The sequence below is a fragment of the Methylotetracoccus oryzae genome (genome assembly GCF_006175985.1).
In the GTDB taxonomy this organism is placed as follows: Bacteria; Pseudomonadota; Gammaproteobacteria; order Methylococcales; family Methylococcaceae; genus Methylotetracoccus; species Methylotetracoccus oryzae.
On record NZ_SRSH01000031.1, the window covers coordinates 1 to 18,498 of the forward strand.

Genomic DNA, 18,498 nt, shown 5'->3' on the forward strand with positions numbered 1-18,498 from the left:
GGTCTGCTTCTTCTTCTGGTCATAGGCCAGCGAGGCGAAGGTCGTCTGTTTCATCCGGTCACCGCGTTCACGTGCTCTGTTGGCGATAGCTTACCAGCCGCATTTGTTCAGAGGCTCCCTAGCATACGAAGTAAAGGCTACGAATCGCCCATCAGCAGAAATGTGAATGCTCCACGGCGATACGTCATTCGCTTGATTTCCATCGGAATCAACACTCACTCTGGTGGTCTCGTGAGTGTTAAGGTCATGAACAAAGATATCTCCGGCATCGTTGGTATCGCCAGGGACAAGATTGCTTGCGTCGGAGCGAAACGCAACGAATCGTCCGTTGTCGGAAATGGCCATATCATATGAGTCCCCGTTTGCCTGATTTCCGGACGAATCCACGCTAACGCGTGTGGTTTCATGAGTCACTCGGTCGTGCACAAAAACGTCGGAATGGAAACTAGTATCTGTAGGGACCAGATTTTTTGCCACTGAGAAAAAAGCGATTAATCGTCCGTCTGCAGAGATATCGACGTCCCAAGCATGCGATGGGTTCGCTGAAGGGGCAATTTGTTGCTGGCCGTTACTGTCGACGCTGACACGGGTCGTGCGACCCGTCACCCGGTCATGTACGAACACATCTTGTGCCTGGTTCGTGTCGCCCGTAACCAGGTTACTGGCATCGGATAAGAATGCGACATAGCGCCCATCGGCAGAAACACTCGCACCATACGACTTGCGGTTCCCTTGCTGTCCCGACGAAGTGATGCTCGCTCGGCTAGTGTCTCCAATCGCCTCGACATCGGGGGCCATGCCTATGCCGAGCACGACCAGCAGGGGGATAGCGGTGCGGGTGTTGAAGTGCCCTGCTGCACTCGCAACCAGTGAGCAAATGAGGCTCTCTGCCGGAAACGTTCTCATGGTTCGGTACTCCATCTGCTTTGACTAAATCGATCCTGGTACCAAGAGGCCGCTGCGACCGCGCAGTTGGCCTGAAGTTGCCCACTAGTGGGCGAAAAACTTGGGTGCAAGAGTCCCACCCTGACACTCAGCTCTCTACCATTAAGGACGCTGTCTGTACATATATCCTTGTATCACCAAGTCATCAGCACATACGGGTAAAAGGCCCAGGTTCGATTAATCGAGCGTCAGTCCTTCTTGACTCGTCACCATTTCGCCCTCGGCCGCTGTTGGCTTCCTCGGCCGCCCGCGTGGCTTTGGCTCCCGCCGCTGGCCGGTCATCCGCTCTGTCGTGTCCAAGAAGCGTGGACTGCCCACCGGCTGATTCTGTTGAACCTCCAGGCGGATCGCGGCTAATGCCTCCGCGTCGAAGTGCGGCCGGAATAACGCTCGGTAGGCCTCAAGGCGACGGCTCTCATCCGCACCCAACGCCAAGTAGATCGCGTGAGGCGTCACCAGTCGATTCGCCCGTCCCTCCCCGCTACACCGGTGACTGCTCCACGCATAAGCGTCCGGGGCATTGACCATCCCGGCCCGCACTGGGTTGAGTTCAATGTAACGCAGACAGGACAACAGATACGCGTCGGCATCCACCAGCGACGACTTATAGCGACTGTCCCACAGCGTCCCGGTGCGCCGATAGCTGCGGTTGATGTACTGAACCCAGCGAGATCATCAGCCGGGCCATCGCGCCCGCCTCGGGCAGGGTGACTAAGAGATGGACATCGTTTCTCATCAGCACATACGAGCAAGAAAAGGGGTCCAAGAAAAGGGGGCAGGTTACTTTCCTGTTCCATCCTTCGGTTTCCTTGGCCGCCCCTGAGGAACAATCTTGGCGCGTCGGCCAGCCATCGCCTCGATCTCCTCCTGAAACTTGCCGGAGCCGAGTGCGCAATCCTTGTTCAGATGCGCGCGTACTGCCTCAAGATCATAGGCCGCAAGCGGTTGCTTGAACAGTGCGCGATAAGCCAGTGCACGCGCCTCGGAACTGGCAGCAAGTCGGCGATACTCCTCCGGTTCGGTTAGTCAGTGCATGGCGGCGTCACCGGCATGCGAACGGTAGCTGGACCAAAGGTAATCCCCAGGATCAGTGACCATGTCGGCGCGCACCGGTTTGAGCTCGATATAGAGCATGCACCTCAGCAGGTAGCGTTCGCTCTCGACCAAGCTCGACTTGAAGCGCCCTTAGAACAGGATTCCCGAGCGCCGGTAGGTCGCATTGACATAGCGCCTCAAGCGGCGCCCACCCGATTGCATCAAGCACGGCATCGCACCCCGCTCCTCGCCCGACGCCAGCGGTTGGACATGGTTTGTCGTCAGCACCAACGCGTGAAGTGACAGCGGTTCCTCACCAGCGCTTAGCGAAGGTATTCCGGGTAAGCGCTGCGGTCGCCAGCGTGGAAAAAGAGAGAGCCTGACGATTATTCCCGCGCTGCACGATGTGCTGCGGAACATCTGGCAAGTCGAGGCGAATAAGGCACGCCATAGCGGGTGAGGATCAGTCGGGACACTTCCAGGTCAGCACAAAATGTAACCTGTCCCGTTTCTTTCTGTGACTTCAGTTCCGATCAGAAGGAATAGTAGCAGCCATCAAATACTCAAGATCATGACCAGTCCCGCCACTCGATCAGCCCAGCGATACGGACTGAACCACTGAGCGTGACCCAACATTACGCCCGTTCGTCGGCTAGGCAATCCGTACGAGTACGCATGTCAATTTAATGACGAAGGGCGCATCCTGTCCCAGGATCCCAGGCTGGGGCGCGGCACCCATTTAACTTACTACCATTTCGGTTACTGAGGTGCCGTAAGTAAGCCGCTTCCCGAGCAGTTAGGCATGTACGCTTCTGGCGTTCTGTGGATTATCCTAGCCAAAATAATGTGAAATGGTGTAGCTGAAAAAGCTGGACATCTTGATCTTGCAGTTTATTGGGTTCCGCCCCACATCGACGTGTATAGCGTGGGATTTGTCCCTAGTATCTATTGGGCTCTGGTGAATCACATATCGGCTGCTATGAAATGCATATTTACTATCTAATAACCCATAGATGAGAGAAAAATGAATAGGAATTCGCATCTTGAGTCGAAACCATCTCGTCGGTCTTTCCTTCAACCGGGTTTCTGGTCGGCGGTCGATGTGCCGACGGTTGTCCGCCGCCGCATCGCCGCAGTGCGCAAGCACGCCCAAACGGCGCCCGGATACCGACCGTGCGTTGTTGCCCGGCTACTCTTCTTGGCCCAAATTGCTGTGGGGCTTGCAACGATCGGCCGGCCCGAGTCCTGCGAGGCCGCAACACTCCCCGTGGGATTTGCGGAGACCCAGGTCGCGAGTGGCCTGTTGCAACCTACCGCAATGTCCATCGCCCCTGATGGCCGCATTTTTGTCTGTCAACAAGGCGGCCGCCTGCGTGTGATAAAGAACGGCGTGTTGTTACCGAAACCGTTCGTGACTCTGGCGGTGAATGCAGTGGATGAGGGGGGGCTCCTCGGTGTCGCGTTCGACCCGAATTTCACCAGCAATAGGTTCGTCTATGTGTACTACACCGCCAATACAGCCCCGCCCCATAATCGCGTCAGCCGATTCACTGCCCAGGGGGACCTAGCTGTACCGGGCAGTCAGCGGGTCATTCTGGACCTGAATAATCTGACTAATTCCAGACACTACGGAGGCGCGATTCACTTCGGACGGGATGGCAAGTTGTATATCGCGGTAGGTGATAATGACGTCGGAACCAATGCTCAGACGCTTTCCAACCTTTTTGGAAAGCTGCTCAGAATAAATTCCAATGGTACGATCCCCTCGAATAATCCGTTTTTTTCAACAGCATTGGGAAAGAATCGTTCAATCTGGGCCTTGGGCCTGCGCAATCCGTTCACGTTCGCAGTACAGCCCGGAAGCGGCCGGATCTTTCTCAATGACGTTGGCCAATCGAACTGGGAAGAGATTGATGACGGACATAGCGGCGCCAACTATGGGTGGCCGGAGACGGAAGGTCCGACCTCGGATCCGAGATTCGTGTCTCCGGTCCATGCGTATCGGACTGGCAGCCTGGGTTCCTGTGCGATCACCGGCGGCACTTTCTACAACCCACCGATCAGGATGTTTCCGGCCGGCTACGTAGGGACTTACTTTTTTGCGGATTATTGCGGCGGCTGGATACGGCGCTACAGCCCTAGTACTGGCCAGGTGCGCGGCTTCGCCACCGTCATTGTCCAGCCGGTCGACCTGGACGTGGCAACGGACGGAAGCCTTTACTACCTGCGACGGGAAGGCGCAACGGCGCGCGGCGCGATCAGGCGAATACGATACGTCGGTCAGTGAGCTCAGCCCCGCCCTTCGGCGTCGGTGGTTAGCGCGCATTTAACGATCCGCTCATCGCGGTAGCGGGCGGAACGCTGATACCGAAGCGGGCGGACTGCTTTCCGGCTTACCGTTGCCCGACGCCGGGGCAAACTGCCTGGGCGCGATAGTCTTTTAAAAAAGAGAAAAGGGTCAGGTTACTTTTCCGCGCCATCCCTCGGTTTCTTCGGCCGCCCCTGTGGAACAATCTGGGCACGTCGGCCCACCATCACCTCGATCGGCTCCTGAAACTTGCCGGAGCCGAGTGCGCAGTCCTTGTTCAGATGCGCACGTATTGCCTCAAGATCATAGGCTGCAAACGGTTGCTTGAACAGTGCGCGATAAGCCGGTTCACACGCCTCGGAACTGGCAGCGAGTCGGCGATACTCCTCCGGCTCGGTTAGCCAGTGCATGGCGGCATCACCGGCATACGAGCGGTAGTCGGACCAATGGTAATCCCCCGGATCGGTCACCAAGCCGGCGGCCCGTACCGGGTTGAGCTCGATATAGCGCAACACGTGAGCAGGTAGCGTTCGCTGTCCACCAAGCTCGATTGGTAGCGTCCTTCGAACAGGATTCCCGAGCGCCGGTAGGTCGCATTGACATAGCGCCCGAAGCGGCGACCGACCCATTGCATCAAGCCGGAAACCCGACCCGGCGCCTCTCCCAACGCCAGCAGGTGGACATGGTTAGTCATCAGCACGAACGCGTAGAGCTTGCAGTTGTTCTTCACCAGCGCTTCGCGCAGGTATCCGCGGTAGACGCTGTAGTCATCGTCGTGGAAGAAGAGCGCCTGCCGATTGTTCCCGCGCTGCACGATGTGCTGCGGAACCTTCGGCACGTCGCGGCAAGGAAGGCGAATCACAGACCGGCGAGGATGCGCTAGGATGCTTTCGTGCGAACACGACAAGTAGCCTGTCCCCTTTGCCGGACCTCCAGTCAAATGTCACATGATGCGCTGATCCAACTGGCAAGCATCCTAGTGCTGGGAGCAGCGGCCCAGTTGGCTGCCTGGCGCTTCGGCGTCCCGTCGATATTACTGCTCTTGCTGACGGGCATCGGCGCCGGTCCCGTGACCGGGCTCGTCCATCCCGATGCCTTGTTGGGTGAACTGCTGCTACCCATCGTGTCGCTGTCGGTAGCGGTGATCCTGTTCGAGGGTGGCTTGAGTCTGGATATCCGCGAACTACGACACATAGGTGGCGTTCTGTCCCGGTTGACCACGCTGGGTGTCGTGGTTGCCTGGCTGATCACCACCGTCACGGCGCACTTCATGCTGGGGTTCCGCTGGGGACTCGCCGGCCTTCTCGGTTGCATCCTCGTCGTTACGGGACCCACTGTGATCGGGCCTATTCTGCGACAACTGAGGCTCGGCGGGCGCATCGGATCCCTGCTGCGTTGGGAGGGCATCACGATCGACCCGATCGGCGCAATCATGGCCGTCATGTTCTTCACCGCAGTCCGCGCCGGCGAGTTTCAGGCGGGGACCGTGAACGCTCTCCAGACGGTCGGTCTCGCCGCAGTGGTCGGGGGCGCGACGGGCTACATCGCGGGTTGGGTGCTGATCGTCAGCCTGACCCGGTTCTGGATTCCGGACGTGCTGCACAGCGTCGTGACCTTGTCCCTCGTAATCGCGGCATCGACCACTGCCAATCTGCTGCAGAGCGAATCCGGCCTGCTTGCAGTAACCATCATGGGCATAGTCGTTGCCAATCAGAAGCAGATGGCGATTCAGCACATCGTGGAGTTCAAGGAAAGCATCACGGTGGTCTTGATCTCGAGCTTGTTCATCATCCTGACCGCCCGTCTGCGTTGGGAGGAGTTGACCGCGCAGGGCTGGCTTGGGCTCTCCTTTGTACTCGTGCTCATCCTGCTAGGGCGCCCGGCAGCGGTGTTGCTCTCGACGGCCGGTTCGGCATTGACGTGGCGCGAACGCCTGTTTCTTTGCTGCATGGCCCCTCGGGGCATTGTTGCCGTGGCCGTCTCTTCCGTGTTTGCGTTGGAAATGGTGCCGCTCGGGTACCCGCAAGCCGGCGAGCTGGAGTCGGTCACCTTGCTCGTGGTCTTCATCACGGTGTTGGTCTACGGACTGGGTGCAGCACCGTTGGCGCGGGCCCTCGGCTTGGTAGCCCACAATCCGCAAGGCATCCTGTTCGCTGGGGCCCATGCCTGGGCACGGGCTATCGCGCAGGCACTGCAGCAGGCGGGGCAGACCGTTCTTCTGGTCGACAGCGACCCGAACCTCGTGCGGGCCGCCCGTATGAGCGGCTTGCCGAGCTTCCATGGCAGCATCCTTTCGGAACACACCTTCAATGCCATCGACTACGGGGGGCTATCCCGACTGCTGGCGGTCACGCCCAACGACGCAACGAACGCGCTGGCTTGCATGCGGTTTCGGGATGTTTTTGGCCGCAGTGAGGTCTACCAGTTGGCCCCGGACTCCGCCGACCCTGGAGCCCTGCAGAGTGTTTCCCCGCACCAGCTTGGCCGAGTGTTATTCGGCGCCGGTCACACGTACGCGAATCTGGCGTACTGTTGCGGTGCAACTCCCGAGGTTAAATGCACCCGTTTGACCGAGGCCTTTCAGTATCAGGATTTCGTCGCGATGCACGGCGACGGTGTGATCCCGCTGTTCGTGCTGAAGCCGAACGGTGCTCTGATCGTGTTTACGTCGGCTGGAGCGCGCGAACCTGCCGCCGGAGACATGCTGTTCAGTTTCGTTTGCACTACCCGGGAAGCGGCGGCTGATGATTGCGAATGATCGGCATAAGGGGCGCCCTCGCTTTCAGTTCTCCTCTCTGCGATTCACGGGATCACCCACGTGCAGCGGTAGCTACGCCAATCTTGATCCCCCGACTCGGTCACCATGCCCGCCCGCACCGGGTTAAGCTCGATGTCGCGCATGCATGTGATGCGGGTAGCGTTCGCTCTCCATCAAGGTCGCTTTGAACAGGGTTCCCGAGCGCCGATATGCGACATCGGCATACCGCCTGTAGCGGCGACCGACCGATTGCATCAAGCCGGAACCGCTACCCGGAGCCTCGCTCACCGCCCTCAGGTGGGCGTGGTTCGTCATCAGCACGAACGCGTAAAGCTTGCAGCCGTTCATCACCAGGGCTTCGCGCAGGTATTCGCGATAGTCGCTGTAATCGTCGTTGTGGAAAAATGAAGCTGACGATTATCGCCGGACTGCATGAGGCGTTGCGGAACACCCGGCAAGTCGAGGCGAATAAGGCGCGCCATAGCGGATAGGGATGAGCGGGATGCTTTCCGGCTGCCTATGGGCGACCCCTTGCCCGGATAAGCGGGTTTGGGGACCTAAATCTGGTAGCCTGTCTCGAAGCAGGGCGGCGCAGGGACGGATCGGAGCAATGGGCCTCCTCCGCGCCCCTCGACCGCAGGGGCCGCCCAACACGGGTGCGCCATCGTTCAGACCCCCATGCCGGCGGAATGACCAGCCAGTCGGCGCAACCCAATCGACATCCACACAATCCTGACGGAACCCGGCTCATGCAACTCGACTATGAATTTCTCGCGCTCCAGGAAGCGGTCAACTATCGGAGAGCCATCCTGCGCGAGTTCTCCAGCGGTCTGAAAGGGGAGGTGCTCGAGGTCGGATGCGGGGTTGGCCAGATCAGCCAGGAATTGTTGTCACGGCCAGGCATCACACGCCTCACCTGTCTCGAACCGGATAGCCAGTTCCTGGTCGAGCACGCGCGAAACGCGCCGGGAGCCGAACTGATCCACGGCATCGCACGAGACTACGCGACGCGTTTCACACCGGACTGCATCGTCAGTGTCAATGTGCTGGAGCACATCGAGGACGATCAGGAGGAGCTCGGTTTGTACCGCCGGATGCTGAGCGCACGGGAGGGCACCCTGTGCCTGCTGGTGCCGGCCTGCCCCGAGCTTTACGCCCCGATCGACAGGAAGTTCGGACATTTCCGCCGCTACCACCACCGGGAGCTGCGGCAGAAACTGCAGGCCGCCGGCTTCAAGACGACCGACCTCCACTATCTGAACAGCGTCGGCTATATCGCCTGGGCCCTGGTGTTCAAGGGACTGGGCAGGACCGCCTTCGACCCACACAGCGTGCGGTTCTACGACCGCTGGATTTTCCCGTGGGTACACCGGCTGGAAACGACCCTCTGCCGTCCACCGCGAGGCCAGAGCCTGGTCGCGTTGGCGCGCTGAGCCCGCAGGAGGGCGGGGCATGCAAGCGTCCGGTTTGCTGGTTCTCTTGCCGGTCGGATTTTTCGTCCTGGCCGGTAACGCCGGCCGGATCTGGGTACCCGAGCAGGTGGCGCGCGACCCGCGGCAGCGCGGGCTCATCGCGGCCTTCGCGCTGACATCCTGCTGGGCGGGCCTGGGAAGCGTGGTGCTGAGCTTCGGACATCACCTGGCGCGGCTCCCGGTGAGCCTGTGGTGGCTCGCGGGGATCCTCGCGTTACTTGGCTTCGACCGGCTGCAGCGCAAGCGCTTCCGCCCACACGCATCCGCGGAATTGCCCGACGGGGAACGGATGTCGACGGCCGAGAAACGCGTCACCGTCGCCCTGATGCTGTCTGCCGGCGCCGCCCTGGCCATGGGTCTGCTGTATCCGCCCAACAATGGCGACTCAATCATCTATCACCTGCCTCGGCAACTGATCTGGATCAGTGAACGAACCGTGTGGCCCCAGGCCATGCCGTTCCCGCACATGAGCGTCATGCCGGCACTGTCGGAGTGGGTATCGGTCCAGCTGTACGTGCTGGCCGGCAGTGACCGGCTGTCATTTCTGGTGCAGTGGGTTTCCTACGTCACCTGTTGGGCACTGCTGGATGCGATCCTGCAGCAGGACGGAGCATCCCGCACAGCGCGCCTTTATGCCGTGGCGTTTTTCGCCTCGCTGCCCGCCGCCTTCTATCAGGCGTCGAACAACAAGAATGATCTGTTCCTGACCGCATGGCTGCTGCTCCTGTGGCTCGTCGCACGGCGCTGCATTGCGCTGAGAACGAACGGGCTCGGGGCGTCCATGCTTGCCGGAGTCTCGGCGGGCTGCGCGATGCTCGCCAAGGGCACGGCGGTGGTCTACCTGCCAGCCATCGGCATGGTCGCCGGGCTGCGTTTCATCGCCAACCGGGCGCGCTTCAGCGCGATCGGCGGCGGCGCTTTCGTCTCTGCCGCGGCAGTGATCACTGCCTTGCACTATGTGCCGACCTTCGTGCTGTTCGCATCAGGCGACACCGCGACGGAAGGCAGCGTACTCAATGGCCGAATCCTCTCCGCGAGTTCGGCCGTGTCGGTCCTGGTACGCAACCTCGCCCTGCAGTTCGCGTTGCCTTTCGAATCCTGGAATCGCACGCTGGAGGCTACAACGACCGCGGCCTTGGCGTTCCTGGGCCAGGGTCCATCCGATCCCGATACGACGTTCATGGCGACCCGGTTTGCCGTGATCTACACGCCCTTTCTCGAAGACTCCGCTACGGCGCTTATTCACTTCGCGCTGGCCTTGTGGCTGTGTGCCGGCGGCTTTCTGCGTGTGCATCCCGGCCCCCAGCGTTGCTGCGCACGCGAATCGGCAGCGCTGTTCGCATTGTCCCTGCTCCTGTTCTCGGTCGTCTTCCGCTGGCAGCCATGGCATTCCCGGCTGCTGATCCCGGCCGTGGCTTTAGCCGCGCCGGGTATCGGCCTGATGATCGCGTCCTGGCGCCCCCGCCCGTGGCCCGCGGTCGCTATCGCTGCACTGTGGCTCTGGCTCTTGCCGGCAGCGGCCAACTGGTCGCGACCGCTCGCCGGTAAGGTCACTCCGTGGATGCTCGATGAAGACGGAGCGGTCGGGCGGTCGGGCCGTGGGGCCAACCTGCTGCCACCGATCGGCCGTGTATTGCGGGAGGCGTCGGTACACTCCGTGTGGCTCGACACCTCCACCAGTCCGATGCACGCCGCCTTACGCTACCTCCCGTTGTCGACGCAGTACGGCTTTCCGACCCAGGGCGCCCCACGAAGCCGCTTCGACTCCGTGCTGACCAACCTGCCGGACACCGAGCTCTCACGCTATACGCGCAAACTGATTCACGGACTGGTCCCGGTCGTGGACTTCGAGGGCTGGCGGCTGTTTCTGCGACGGGAAGCGTATCGCGATCTGGAACGGTTCGGTGCGCTGCCCCCGGTGACCGGCGTCGCGACCGTGGCGGGTCTGGCCCCGATGCTAGGCCCCTATCCCGAATTCAAGCTGCCGCTCTTCGCCAACATCGGACCTTCGGGGGCCGAGTTCTGGACGCTCGCCGGCACGCACCCGGACCGACTGGAAATCGCACTGGCGCGCTACGCGGGCTCCGCTCGCTTCTCCATCCTCGTCGACGGGGCCGTGGCCGGCAGCATCGCGGTGGACGGCACCCGCCCCACTGCGGCAGTGACTCTGAAACTGGGTGCCAGTGCGACACCACAGCGCATCGAAATCAGGCCCGAGCAGATCGATCAGACGGCGGCGCAGGCAGCCGATGCTTCGGCGCGCCTGCTCAAGATCCAGGCCACACCGTCCGCCGGGCAATAGCAGGGGGCCAGCCGAATTTCGGCGCTCGCGTGCGCGCCCCCCGACCCGAAGTCAGGTTACCCTTCCGCGCCAGCCTGTCATCTCCTTGGCCGCGCCTGGCGAGAATTCTTGGGGCGGCACCCGCCAACGCAGCGATCTCCTGCCGAAACTTTCCGGCACAAAGGGGCAGCTTTCATTCAGATGGACGAGAAAAAGGCCCTCGCTCGATTTCTCGCCGCTCAGCCACCGGCATCGCGCCGAATTCCCCGATGTATGGCGGCGACCACAACTTCGCGACGTGGTCGTTAAGAAAGCCTCCGATCCTGATGACCCGCCGGCATTTGCCTAAACAGAAGGACTCCCTAAGGAACGTCACCATCGCGCCACTATCTGAACGGTTGACGTACCGGCTCCCTTTTTCAAACTCATCAAAGGACTTCGCCTGATAGACGAGCGAGTTGAAATGCGACTTCAAGGCGTCCTGAATGTACTCAGAGTCCGTTACCAAAAAAACTGGAATCTCCTCGGTAAGGCGCATCAAAGGTGCCAAACACTCATCCAATTCCTCCGGAACACGATGCGGCCTTCGCGCCTGCTTCACGCCTTCCGTGACTCTGATCCTGATCCCGAGCCGCCTGAACAAGTGATGCTGTTCCGAAAACTCCCGGACCTCGCGCCCGATAATGGCAGAGGGCTTAGCGACCAGGGGCTCTGTCGACTGTCCACGGCGGCTTCCACGCCGCGCTAGGCATGCAGTGCCCAACAAGTTGAATGCGACCATTCTTTTACTCAGCTTCTTCCCCTGCTTCACAACCTCGTAAAGGCGGCCTCCAATCCGTATACTGTCCTGAAGCCTCAACGCACGTATAAATTGCCGGTTCTCCCCCTCCGAGATGTTTGTGATACTAATATTGTCAAATGGTGAGAACAATTCCTCCCAACGACAATGTGCGACGCCACCGGTAACACCCCAAAGAAACTCCGCCTCATAGCCATAAACCCTTGCGAAGTCACTAATACGACGGAGCAGAAGAAACCGGTGTCCAACACCGTTACCCGGTTTGCAAACCACGATAACCTTCTTTTGCATGCAATTCCCCTCTGCATGGTCGACTCATGGAATTCAAGCGCGTTTGCGCGCTTATCCCATAATGTCGCACCCAGAGCGTCACAACGGCAATCGCACGAAAATTCTAGACCATTAGCCTTTAGTGCGCGGAACGGCAGGGGAAAAATACCCAGACAGCGGATTAGGCTAGTTCGATATATTTACTCCACCCACTACCGGCGTACATGACTCTGACGAAATAACATCCTTTCGATTAATAACAGGAGATCGCGGGCCGAAGCGAGAGAACGCGCGCCGCCCGCTCGTTTATCGTCGTTTCCTCATGATGTTTCGGCACTTCCCATGCCTGTATCCGTATGCTTCGGGAGAAGCAGTAGAGGCACCTTGGGCTGTATGAATAATATGCTCCGGCCTATTGGTTGCTAGGTGCAGCCGGAGACTCAGGGTCACCTTGAATGAAAGCGTTAACCTTAAGGCTCCGCGTATGTAGCCATCTTCTCCACTGCGTATGCAGGACAATTCTTGCAGTTCCGCCTGCATTTGAACCATGTTTTCGGCACGCCGCCCTCAACCCGGAACGGTGCGCCTACGCCCAGCGCCAGGACGGGCCGCGCTAAGCCCTTATCACCTCAAACCCGCCGTGCGTAGGCTCCTGACCCTCGGGCTGGCACTTAAACAAGTCTGTTCCCAATTCGGGCAATAGCTATTCCGTGCCGAAACCCTCCAGACGCCGCACGAACACCTGCCCGCGCCTTCTCTCTTCAGTCACGACCGCAGCGCATCGCGCACAGCGAGACGCGGAATGGCTTTGCAGGGCCCCTGTTACCTCGCTAGCGTCATGCTAATGCCGTCTTTTAAAGTATTCCTTACCAAGTGCACCAATGCCCTTAGGAGTCCCCACACCACATTTGAAATTGACATAGTCTGTGGGAGCATCGGTGACTGGATTGATCAATACTGCCAAATCAAACGCCCACAGCACATACCCGATTTTCTTTTCTTCCAGATAGTCCAACATTTGCCGTGCCAAACTCGGGAGCTCCGGCCGGCATCCCTTTCTGCTTGCTGTAGCGTTGAAGGCCGTCACCATAATCGGCACCTTCTTCGACATAAACCCCCAGTCCCGTTCCCACGAAGCACGATCCCTGGCGTCCTTATTAATGAAAGGATGCACTCCGTATATAAGCTTCCGCTCCGGATCATTTAGAATGAACTCTTCACTCAGGTAGTGGGCGTTGCGCACCCCCTCCACAATAATTGCATTCTTGGCCCCTGAACTACGAATCGCGTCTATAACGGGCTGTGTCGCCTTCTTGAGCTTGGACCAATTCGCCGATGTGTTCTGCTTCAATCCCGGTTCGTTGAAAACCTCAAACATAACACCCGAGTCATCCTTAAAGATCGGAGCCAATTGACGCCAGGCGCGGACGGTAACCTCAGACGGAAGATATGGCAGGCCTCTATCCGGATCATCCATGCCATCCTCCGGTGACCACTTCACCATATTTACAATCACGTTGAATCCGCGGGACCGCGCCAGCCTTACGGCACTCACATATTTTTCCTTGTAAGTTTTCGACCGACGTTTGTTTTCTGGGTCCAGTTCATCCTGATTCACATGCATACGGATGACATCCGCACCATAGGCCCGGATCTTGTCCAAGGCTGGTATCCCAAATCGGGCTCTAGCTTTTGCGTACGCGTCCTTTGTGCCAGCATCTGGGGGGGCGAATGCCGCGATGACGACGCCTTTAGCCTGCCAAGGCACACCGTCCCTCAGAATGGTTGCTCCAGTAACCGATATAGCGCCATTCGCGGCTAAGAGCGAAGGAGACGCTAACGCAAGGAGAATGAGGAAAAGCGCGCCACGAAACCTTGGTCGGGCGATACCAATCGACGGTACCAGTGTCGCGGAACTGCCGAAAAAAGCTTGAAGGCACATAAGAACACCGACTGAAGTAAAACGACCTGATCGTGCAGGAATAACGAAGCGCCTAGTTTTTCTTTGGCGGAAGGCCTGTTTATTTCAAGGCGAAAGAACAGCGCGCGGGAATGACGTTATAAATGTTCCATCATGAACGATTATTCAGCAGTCGCGAAAGGGTATTAATACCTACGCCTTTGGTTTCCGCAACAGGCCGGATTTTTCGCCTATTGAGACTTCCGGAAGCTCGCGTTAGGCGCAAGCCAAATCCGGATGGGAAGAATGGCTGCCCCGATTCTGGAACGAATGACCGTTGGGCGTTAGCACCTAGACATGAAGAAGCGCGATTCAGCCACGCGCAGGGAGGGAAGGTCGGACAGCGCCATCCGCCAGGCTTCGTTTGTTGGCTTCGCGCGACTTCTTCGCCAGTCGCTTTTTCGCTTGAACGTCTAGTCGGCGCGCTGCCTGCATCACTTCTCCGGCAACTGACTCCGGCTCGAGATAAGGGTAGAAAGGATAAAACCACAAGACGTGGTCTGGTTTCCGCGAGACATTCGGGGCATCCACTACCGTCGGATAAAACGTCCTTGAGCGCACTCGCTCGACCAAATCAGAGCGTACATAGGACACCTCTAGTAGCGGCGCGACAGTAATCCCATCAATATTCTTCAACGGTACAGCGTTGTTCCCATGGACATGGAATAGCGTGTGGGTTCTGTTCAGCTTTCTTAGGACTCTACAGGCCCTGGCGCGAGTTTTTTCATTACCCAATCGATCTAAACCGTGCAACTCCATGGTGATCTGCGAGAATTTCCGGATCAAACCGGAGCCAGCGGTCGCGAGCACGCCCCACTCGGCGCCTTCAACGTCCATCTTTAGAATTAAATCAAGATCCCTGTGCCCTAGGCGGTCAATATGCTGCTCTAATGAAAAAAGCGCCTTATCAGGTTGGCTGACTGAACTGACTCCCTCGCGAAAGAAGTGAAAGCGTGGGTGCTCGGTTGGGAGCGCAGAAACCGTATGGTCAAATAAGTAAATATCATGACCACGTTCTGCCAACTCCAAATCAAACGTAATCTGCTTCCCTACGCCAAAGCTATAGACCTTTTGGTCCTTCAGCAGCGTATCGAGCAGAATGTAGCCGCCGTCCCCCTGAGCCCTCCCGACTCGCACCTTGGCTGGCCCGATTATGTCCCAGGGCGTCAGCAACGCCAGTACCTCGGTTATCTCAGTGAATTTCATGGCACGGCACTTCCGATTCTGGCTAATCACCGGGGACGGGTAACCTTATTCTGTGTTGCCTTACATTACGGTCACTCATATTTTCGTGGTCTGCGATCTGCATCAAAAAAAGTGTCGCCCGGACGCAGACACTCGGCACACGACACTGATCCAAGGTCGACGATCACTCGAAGCTCGGCAGCGGGGTATCAATCACCCAATCCCCTCGCTGTGCGTCGTAATGCCAATCCTGCTCGTCGACGACCAGTTTCTCGGTGGGCTGCCCAATGTAGTGGTAGCGAATTTCGACCGTCTGGTGCAGGGCCTGCCGCGCTTTGTCTTCGCGTTGGGAAACGACGTTGTAACCAGTGACCCGCACGTCCCTCAATCGGTCGGTCGCCCGACGCGGAGGGCTTACGCCATCATGAAAGGCAGCGGCCTGGTTGAAGTCACCCCAACGAACTGCGGACTGGTAAGCCCTGAGGGACTCGGTCCTTTTCATCAGAGCCGAATCATGAGCACAGGCCGCCAGCAACAAGTACGCAGCCGACGCGAGAATTGGAAGCGAGGGCTTGCCAGTTGCGTTCCCGGGACGTGTTGTAGGCCACAACCTCATTGCAATGTTTTTCCCATGAATGCGTACGCCGATTTTCGGCCAGCAGCCCGGGGCGGCGTTCAGCCCCCCTGCCGGCCATGAAGACTCCCATGGCGAGATCGCCGGTGCAGGGCGTCGAGCGCCCTGACCTGCTCGACCTGCTTTCGGAGCGAAAGGTAACCCATGCCACCCAAACCGTCGTTCCGGGTCTGAACCGGAAACCCATGAGTACAGGGATGGCGAGGCCGCTGACATTCCTCTTTCTGGATGCCGACGTCCCGCCCGGCATGACGCCACCGATGTAGCGGGCGACAATTGGATGCTATTGGCAGCCATCACGCACCGTCAATACGTCGATTTACGTAGGTGCGCGGTCGGCAGTGTCGCCACGCCAGACGCGAGACCGTGAAAGTCTTCCGCAACCGCAAACCTCGCGGCCTCTTCGATTTTGGCAGCGCCGTGCAGCCGAAATCGGCTGGGGTATCGCCACTCGCATCACACAAGGTCTGTGGTCGAGAGCGGCGTCCACCCGGCGAGTGACCGCACTCGATGCGGGATTCAGACGGAACGTTGCGCGTGGTCGTTCCCGCCTCCGCAAGCCAGGCGTCTTCTTTGCGTTCTTCAGCTCGCTGCCGACTGGAAATACGCCTTGATCCCTTCCAGTACATTGGCTGTCGCGATCGACGCCAGAATCAACCCCATCACCCGACTGACGATGCTGGCGCCGCCGGTTCCGATGATCTTCGAGATGAACCCCGCAGCCAGCATCAGCAGATACGACATGGCGATCACCGTAAGCATCAACATCGCGCAGATCGCTTGATCGAGCAGCGAATTGCTGGAATTCTCGGTCAGCAACACCACGGCCATCATCGCACCGGGCGAAGCCAGCGAAGGGGTCGCGAGCGGGAACACGGCGACGTCACTGGCGGAGCGCAGCTCCTTCTTTTCGGACTCCGGTTTGCCCTCGCCGAAGATCATGGTCAAGGCAAACAGGAAGAGCACGATCCCGCCGGCGATTTGAAAGGCGAGCAGCGGGATACCCATCGCCTGAAGAATCGGTTCGCCGACAACGATGAAGAACAGCAGTATCCCGGCGGCGGTGGCAGCAGCCACGAATGCGATGCGGCGGCGCTCCTTTTCCGGCCGCCCCTGAGTCGCCGATATGAATACCGGCACCGTCCCGACGGGATCGATCACTGCCCATAGCAGCACGAAGGTCGTCAGCATTTCACTGGATGACGGCATGAACTCGGTTTTCTGAGTTGGCAAACATTGACGCCCCGGAACCGGGCGCGTTCACGGCAGCGGCTCCGACCACGGGGCTAAGTATGCGGTCTGGGATGACACATTCACCGCGGGGCCTCGCCCATCATGCTGGCTACGCCCGGCGATGCGCCCGCTCGTCGGGAAAGAGAGAACGCGGCAGCGCTCCGGCAGGCAGGGACCGCGGATCGGCCGACAGGCAACCGGCCTTTCCGCGGCGACTGGATGAGCCCGAGGTCAGTGCGAGCCCGGAGGCTTTCCGGCTTCCGAACCGGCCGGCTTTTCGGCAGGCTTGGCGCTGCCCGCCGCTTCGGTGGCCGCCTTCGGGGCGGACATGGTCCCGCCGTTGTTCATCATGCCGCCCCCCTTCATCATGTTGGCGCCGCATTTCATCTCGCCCGCGCCTTTCATCGTGCTGGCGGCCTTCGCCGCGTCCGTCGCCGCGTCTCCGGCCGCTTCGGCCACTCTATCCACCGCATTCGGGCTGATCTCCTTCAGTGCGAACGGGTCTTTCTCCACGGCAACGGCAGCAGTGGACGCTGCGCCTGCCAGGCTGAGGCTCAAAAACGCAGCGAATGGGGTTTTGTCCTGTTTCATTGGCTTTCCCTTGGTCAATGGTGAACGGCGGGACACGCAGACATTCAGCGGCGCTTTCCCGACGGCGGTTTGAACGCCAGCATATGAAATGCGGAAAACGCGGGTCTTGCAAGTTTCCCGTGGACGGCAGGGACGTCGACGACCGGTCCTACGCGCCTGCGGCGGGCGTTCCTGGCCCCTGGATACCCTGGCCGTCCGCGCCGCGATGTCGCGCAATTGATGATGCCGAAGCCGTATTGGTCTCGATCATGGCCGGAACTGTTGCGGGCGCCGCACCACTGGACGGATCCGGCCGTTGCGTACGGGTGGCACCCGACTGGATTCGACAGGGCTTCTACCAAGACCCACCTTCGCGGCACTGAACAGAGCCTCCCTCGACCCACCGTCACCATGCGATACGGCGCTTGATCCGCATTCTCCAGACTTTCTGTGAGCCAGTTCACAGTTCCGGGCAGACAAGGCCGCAGCCGCACTCACCCGCTCAGGGCCGCTACTAGCCTTCAGTAACCGACACCTTCAGGGCGCCGGGTACAACGCGATGCGCACATCGGGTTGATGAACAAGAAAGGCCAATAACGAAAGGGTGAGACGACAATGAACGCCACGCATGAAGCTTCCTTTGATACGCTTGCTTCGCTGATCGTACCGGCTGGCGGAATGCCGACTGCGCAAGCGTCATTCGGCGCCAGCCCTTACTTCGCGCCATCGGGCTATCACGAAATCGGGCCAGGAGCGCGAAACGCCGGCCGCCGCGGCCCTATCCGGGCTCGCACGCGCCGAAGCCTTCTGCTCATCGCCGGGATGAGCCTCGCGGCAGCCGGCGGCAATGCGGTCGCCGCGACCTATTACGTCGCGCCGGGCGGCAGCGACGCGAACCCCGGCTCCTTCGACCGTCCCTTCAAGTCGCTAACCGCCGCCAGCAGGAAACTCGTCCCGGGCGACACGCTGTATGCACGCGGCGGCACTTATGTCGAACGCCTGGTCATCAGCAAATCCGGCACCGCCGCCGCACCGCTGGCCGTCCGCG

16 protein-coding genes are annotated in these 18,498 nt (G+C 59.6%); 6 read left to right on the top strand and 10 right to left on the bottom strand.

From position 1 onward, the window contains the following. Positions 1 to 90 precede the first annotated feature (90 nt). Entirely contained in the window at positions 91 to 906 is an 816-nt protein-coding gene (locus tag BWR02_RS20340; protein WP_162560263.1) for a TolB family protein, read from the bottom strand. 2,098 nt (positions 907 to 3,004) lie between these two features. On the opposite strand from BWR02_RS20340, the gene BWR02_RS20350 reads away from it, so the two are divergent. Next, positions 3,005 to 4,267: a PQQ-dependent sugar dehydrogenase gene (locus tag BWR02_RS20350; protein ID WP_139559744.1), complete on the top strand. Its 1,263-nt coding sequence runs from the start codon at positions 3,005 to 3,007 to the stop codon at positions 4,265 to 4,267. A 176-nt stretch (positions 4,268 to 4,443) separates the two neighbouring features. Here the strand turns inward: BWR02_RS20350 and BWR02_RS21150 are convergent, their stop codons facing one another. Together BWR02_RS21150 and BWR02_RS21155 are read right to left on the bottom strand one after the other, a co-directional pair. Further along, positions 4,444 to 4,803 (bottom strand): hypothetical protein, encoded by a 360-nt coding sequence (locus tag BWR02_RS21150; RefSeq protein WP_201276351.1) that lies wholly within the window; start codon positions 4,801 to 4,803, stop codon positions 4,444 to 4,446. Next, positions 4,755 to 5,150 carry a transposase gene (locus BWR02_RS21155; protein WP_521615339.1) on the bottom strand — a complete coding sequence of 132 codons (396 nt, stop codon included), beginning with the start codon at positions 5,148 to 5,150 and terminating at the stop codon, positions 4,755 to 4,757. The genes BWR02_RS21150 and BWR02_RS21155 overlap by 49 nt, the downstream gene beginning before the upstream one ends. A 78-nt stretch (positions 5,151 to 5,228) precedes the next feature. On the opposite strand from BWR02_RS21155, the gene BWR02_RS20360 reads away from it, so the two are divergent. Continuing rightward, entirely contained in the window at positions 5,229 to 7,046 is a 1,818-nt protein-coding gene (locus BWR02_RS20360) for a cation:proton antiporter (protein WP_139559745.1), read from the top strand. Positions 7,047 to 7,169: 123 nt separating this feature from the next. Here BWR02_RS20360 and BWR02_RS21400 read toward each other — a convergent pair whose 3' ends face one another. Continuing rightward, positions 7,170 to 7,394 (bottom strand): hypothetical protein, encoded by a 225-nt coding sequence (locus BWR02_RS21400; RefSeq protein WP_236102470.1) that lies wholly within the window; start codon positions 7,392 to 7,394, stop codon positions 7,170 to 7,172. 401 nt (positions 7,395 to 7,795) lie between these two features. Here BWR02_RS21400 and BWR02_RS20370 point away from each other — a divergent pair, with 401 nt between their 5' ends. Both BWR02_RS20370 and BWR02_RS20375 read left to right on the top strand, forming a co-directional pair. Beyond that, positions 7,796 to 8,479, top strand: coding sequence for a class I SAM-dependent methyltransferase (locus BWR02_RS20370; protein WP_162560264.1), 684 nt, complete (start codon positions 7,796 to 7,798; stop codon positions 8,477 to 8,479). A 19-nt stretch (positions 8,480 to 8,498) separates the two neighbouring features. Beyond that, positions 8,499 to 10,820, top strand: a complete 2,322-nt coding sequence (locus tag BWR02_RS20375) for a glycosyltransferase family 39 protein (RefSeq protein WP_139559747.1) — start codon at positions 8,499 to 8,501, stop codon at positions 10,818 to 10,820. A gap of 172 nt (positions 10,821 to 10,992) precedes the next feature. On the opposite strand, the gene BWR02_RS20380 is transcribed toward BWR02_RS20375, so the two are convergent. The 4 genes from BWR02_RS20380 to BWR02_RS20395 all read right to left on the bottom strand — a co-directional run bounded on the left by BWR02_RS20380 (position 10,993) and on the right by BWR02_RS20395 (position 15,515). Then, entirely contained in the window at positions 10,993 to 11,889 is an 897-nt protein-coding gene (locus BWR02_RS20380) for an O-fucosyltransferase family protein (RefSeq protein WP_139559748.1), read from the bottom strand. 820 nt (positions 11,890 to 12,709) lie between these two features. After that, a complete protein-coding gene (locus BWR02_RS20385; RefSeq protein WP_162560265.1) occupies positions 12,710 to 13,531 on the bottom strand; it encodes a glycoside hydrolase family 5 protein in 822 nt (273 codons plus the stop codon). A gap of 609 nt (positions 13,532 to 14,140) precedes the next feature. Next, the gene (locus BWR02_RS20390) at positions 14,141 to 15,034 is read right to left on the bottom strand and encodes an FkbM family methyltransferase (RefSeq protein ID WP_139559750.1); all 894 of its coding nucleotides are present in this window, start codon (positions 15,032 to 15,034) and stop codon (positions 14,141 to 14,143) included. Positions 15,035 to 15,197: 163 nt separating this feature from the next. Beyond that, the gene (locus BWR02_RS20395) at positions 15,198 to 15,515 is read right to left on the bottom strand and encodes a hypothetical protein (RefSeq protein ID WP_139559751.1); all 318 of its coding nucleotides are present in this window, start codon (positions 15,513 to 15,515) and stop codon (positions 15,198 to 15,200) included. Between the two features lie 191 nt (positions 15,516 to 15,706). On the opposite strand from BWR02_RS20395, the gene BWR02_RS20400 reads away from it, so the two are divergent. Continuing rightward, on the top strand, positions 15,707 to 15,913 hold the full coding sequence (locus BWR02_RS20400; protein WP_162560266.1) for a hypothetical protein: 207 nt from the start codon (positions 15,707 to 15,709) through the stop codon (positions 15,911 to 15,913). A gap of 316 nt (positions 15,914 to 16,229) precedes the next feature. On the opposite strand, the gene BWR02_RS20405 is transcribed toward BWR02_RS20400, so the two are convergent. Next, positions 16,230 to 16,856 carry a MarC family protein gene (locus BWR02_RS20405; protein ID WP_139559753.1) on the bottom strand — a complete coding sequence of 209 codons (627 nt, stop codon included), beginning with the start codon at positions 16,854 to 16,856 and terminating at the stop codon, positions 16,230 to 16,232. Positions 16,857 to 17,111: 255 nt separating this feature from the next. Beyond that, positions 17,112 to 17,471 carry a hypothetical protein gene (locus BWR02_RS20410; protein ID WP_139559754.1) on the bottom strand — a complete coding sequence of 120 codons (360 nt, stop codon included), beginning with the start codon at positions 17,469 to 17,471 and terminating at the stop codon, positions 17,112 to 17,114. A gap of 594 nt (positions 17,472 to 18,065) precedes the next feature. Between BWR02_RS20410 and BWR02_RS20415 the strand changes: the two genes are divergently transcribed. Next, positions 18,066 to 18,498: right-handed parallel beta-helix repeat-containing protein (locus BWR02_RS20415; RefSeq protein WP_201276352.1), on the top strand; the 433-nt coding region annotated here is incomplete at its 3' end.

What these genes read in the sequence shown, in the direction of transcription:
- BWR02_RS20340 (WP_162560263.1), bottom strand. Translation starts at nt 906, where the DNA reads ATGAGAACGTTTCCGGCAGAGAGCCTCATTTGCTCACTGGTTGCGAGT.
- BWR02_RS20350 (WP_139559744.1), top strand. Translation starts at nt 3,005, where the DNA reads ATGAATAGGAATTCGCATCTTGAGTCGAAACCATCTCGTCGGTCTTTC.
- BWR02_RS20360 (WP_139559745.1), top strand. Translation starts at nt 5,229, where the DNA reads ATGTCACATGATGCGCTGATCCAACTGGCAAGCATCCTAGTGCTGGGA.
- BWR02_RS21400 (WP_236102470.1), bottom strand. Translation starts at nt 7,394, where the DNA reads ATGAACGGCTGCAAGCTTTACGCGTTCGTGCTGATGACGAACCACGCC.
- BWR02_RS20370 (WP_162560264.1), top strand. Translation starts at nt 7,796, where the DNA reads ATGCAACTCGACTATGAATTTCTCGCGCTCCAGGAAGCGGTCAACTAT.
- BWR02_RS20375 (WP_139559747.1), top strand. Translation starts at nt 8,499, where the DNA reads ATGCAAGCGTCCGGTTTGCTGGTTCTCTTGCCGGTCGGATTTTTCGTC.
- BWR02_RS20380 (WP_139559748.1), bottom strand. Translation starts at nt 11,889, where the DNA reads ATGCAAAAGAAGGTTATCGTGGTTTGCAAACCGGGTAACGGTGTTGGA.
- BWR02_RS20390 (WP_139559750.1), bottom strand. Translation starts at nt 15,034, where the DNA reads ATGAAATTCACTGAGATAACCGAGGTACTGGCGTTGCTGACGCCCTGG.
- BWR02_RS20395 (WP_139559751.1), bottom strand. Translation starts at nt 15,515, where the DNA reads ATGAAAAGGACCGAGTCCCTCAGGGCTTACCAGTCCGCAGTTCGTTGG.
- BWR02_RS20400 (WP_162560266.1), top strand. Translation starts at nt 15,707, where the DNA reads ATGAAGACTCCCATGGCGAGATCGCCGGTGCAGGGCGTCGAGCGCCCT.
- BWR02_RS20405 (WP_139559753.1), bottom strand. Translation starts at nt 16,856, where the DNA reads ATGCCGTCATCCAGTGAAATGCTGACGACCTTCGTGCTGCTATGGGCA.
- BWR02_RS20410 (WP_139559754.1), bottom strand. Translation starts at nt 17,471, where the DNA reads ATGAAACAGGACAAAACCCCATTCGCTGCGTTTTTGAGCCTCAGCCTG.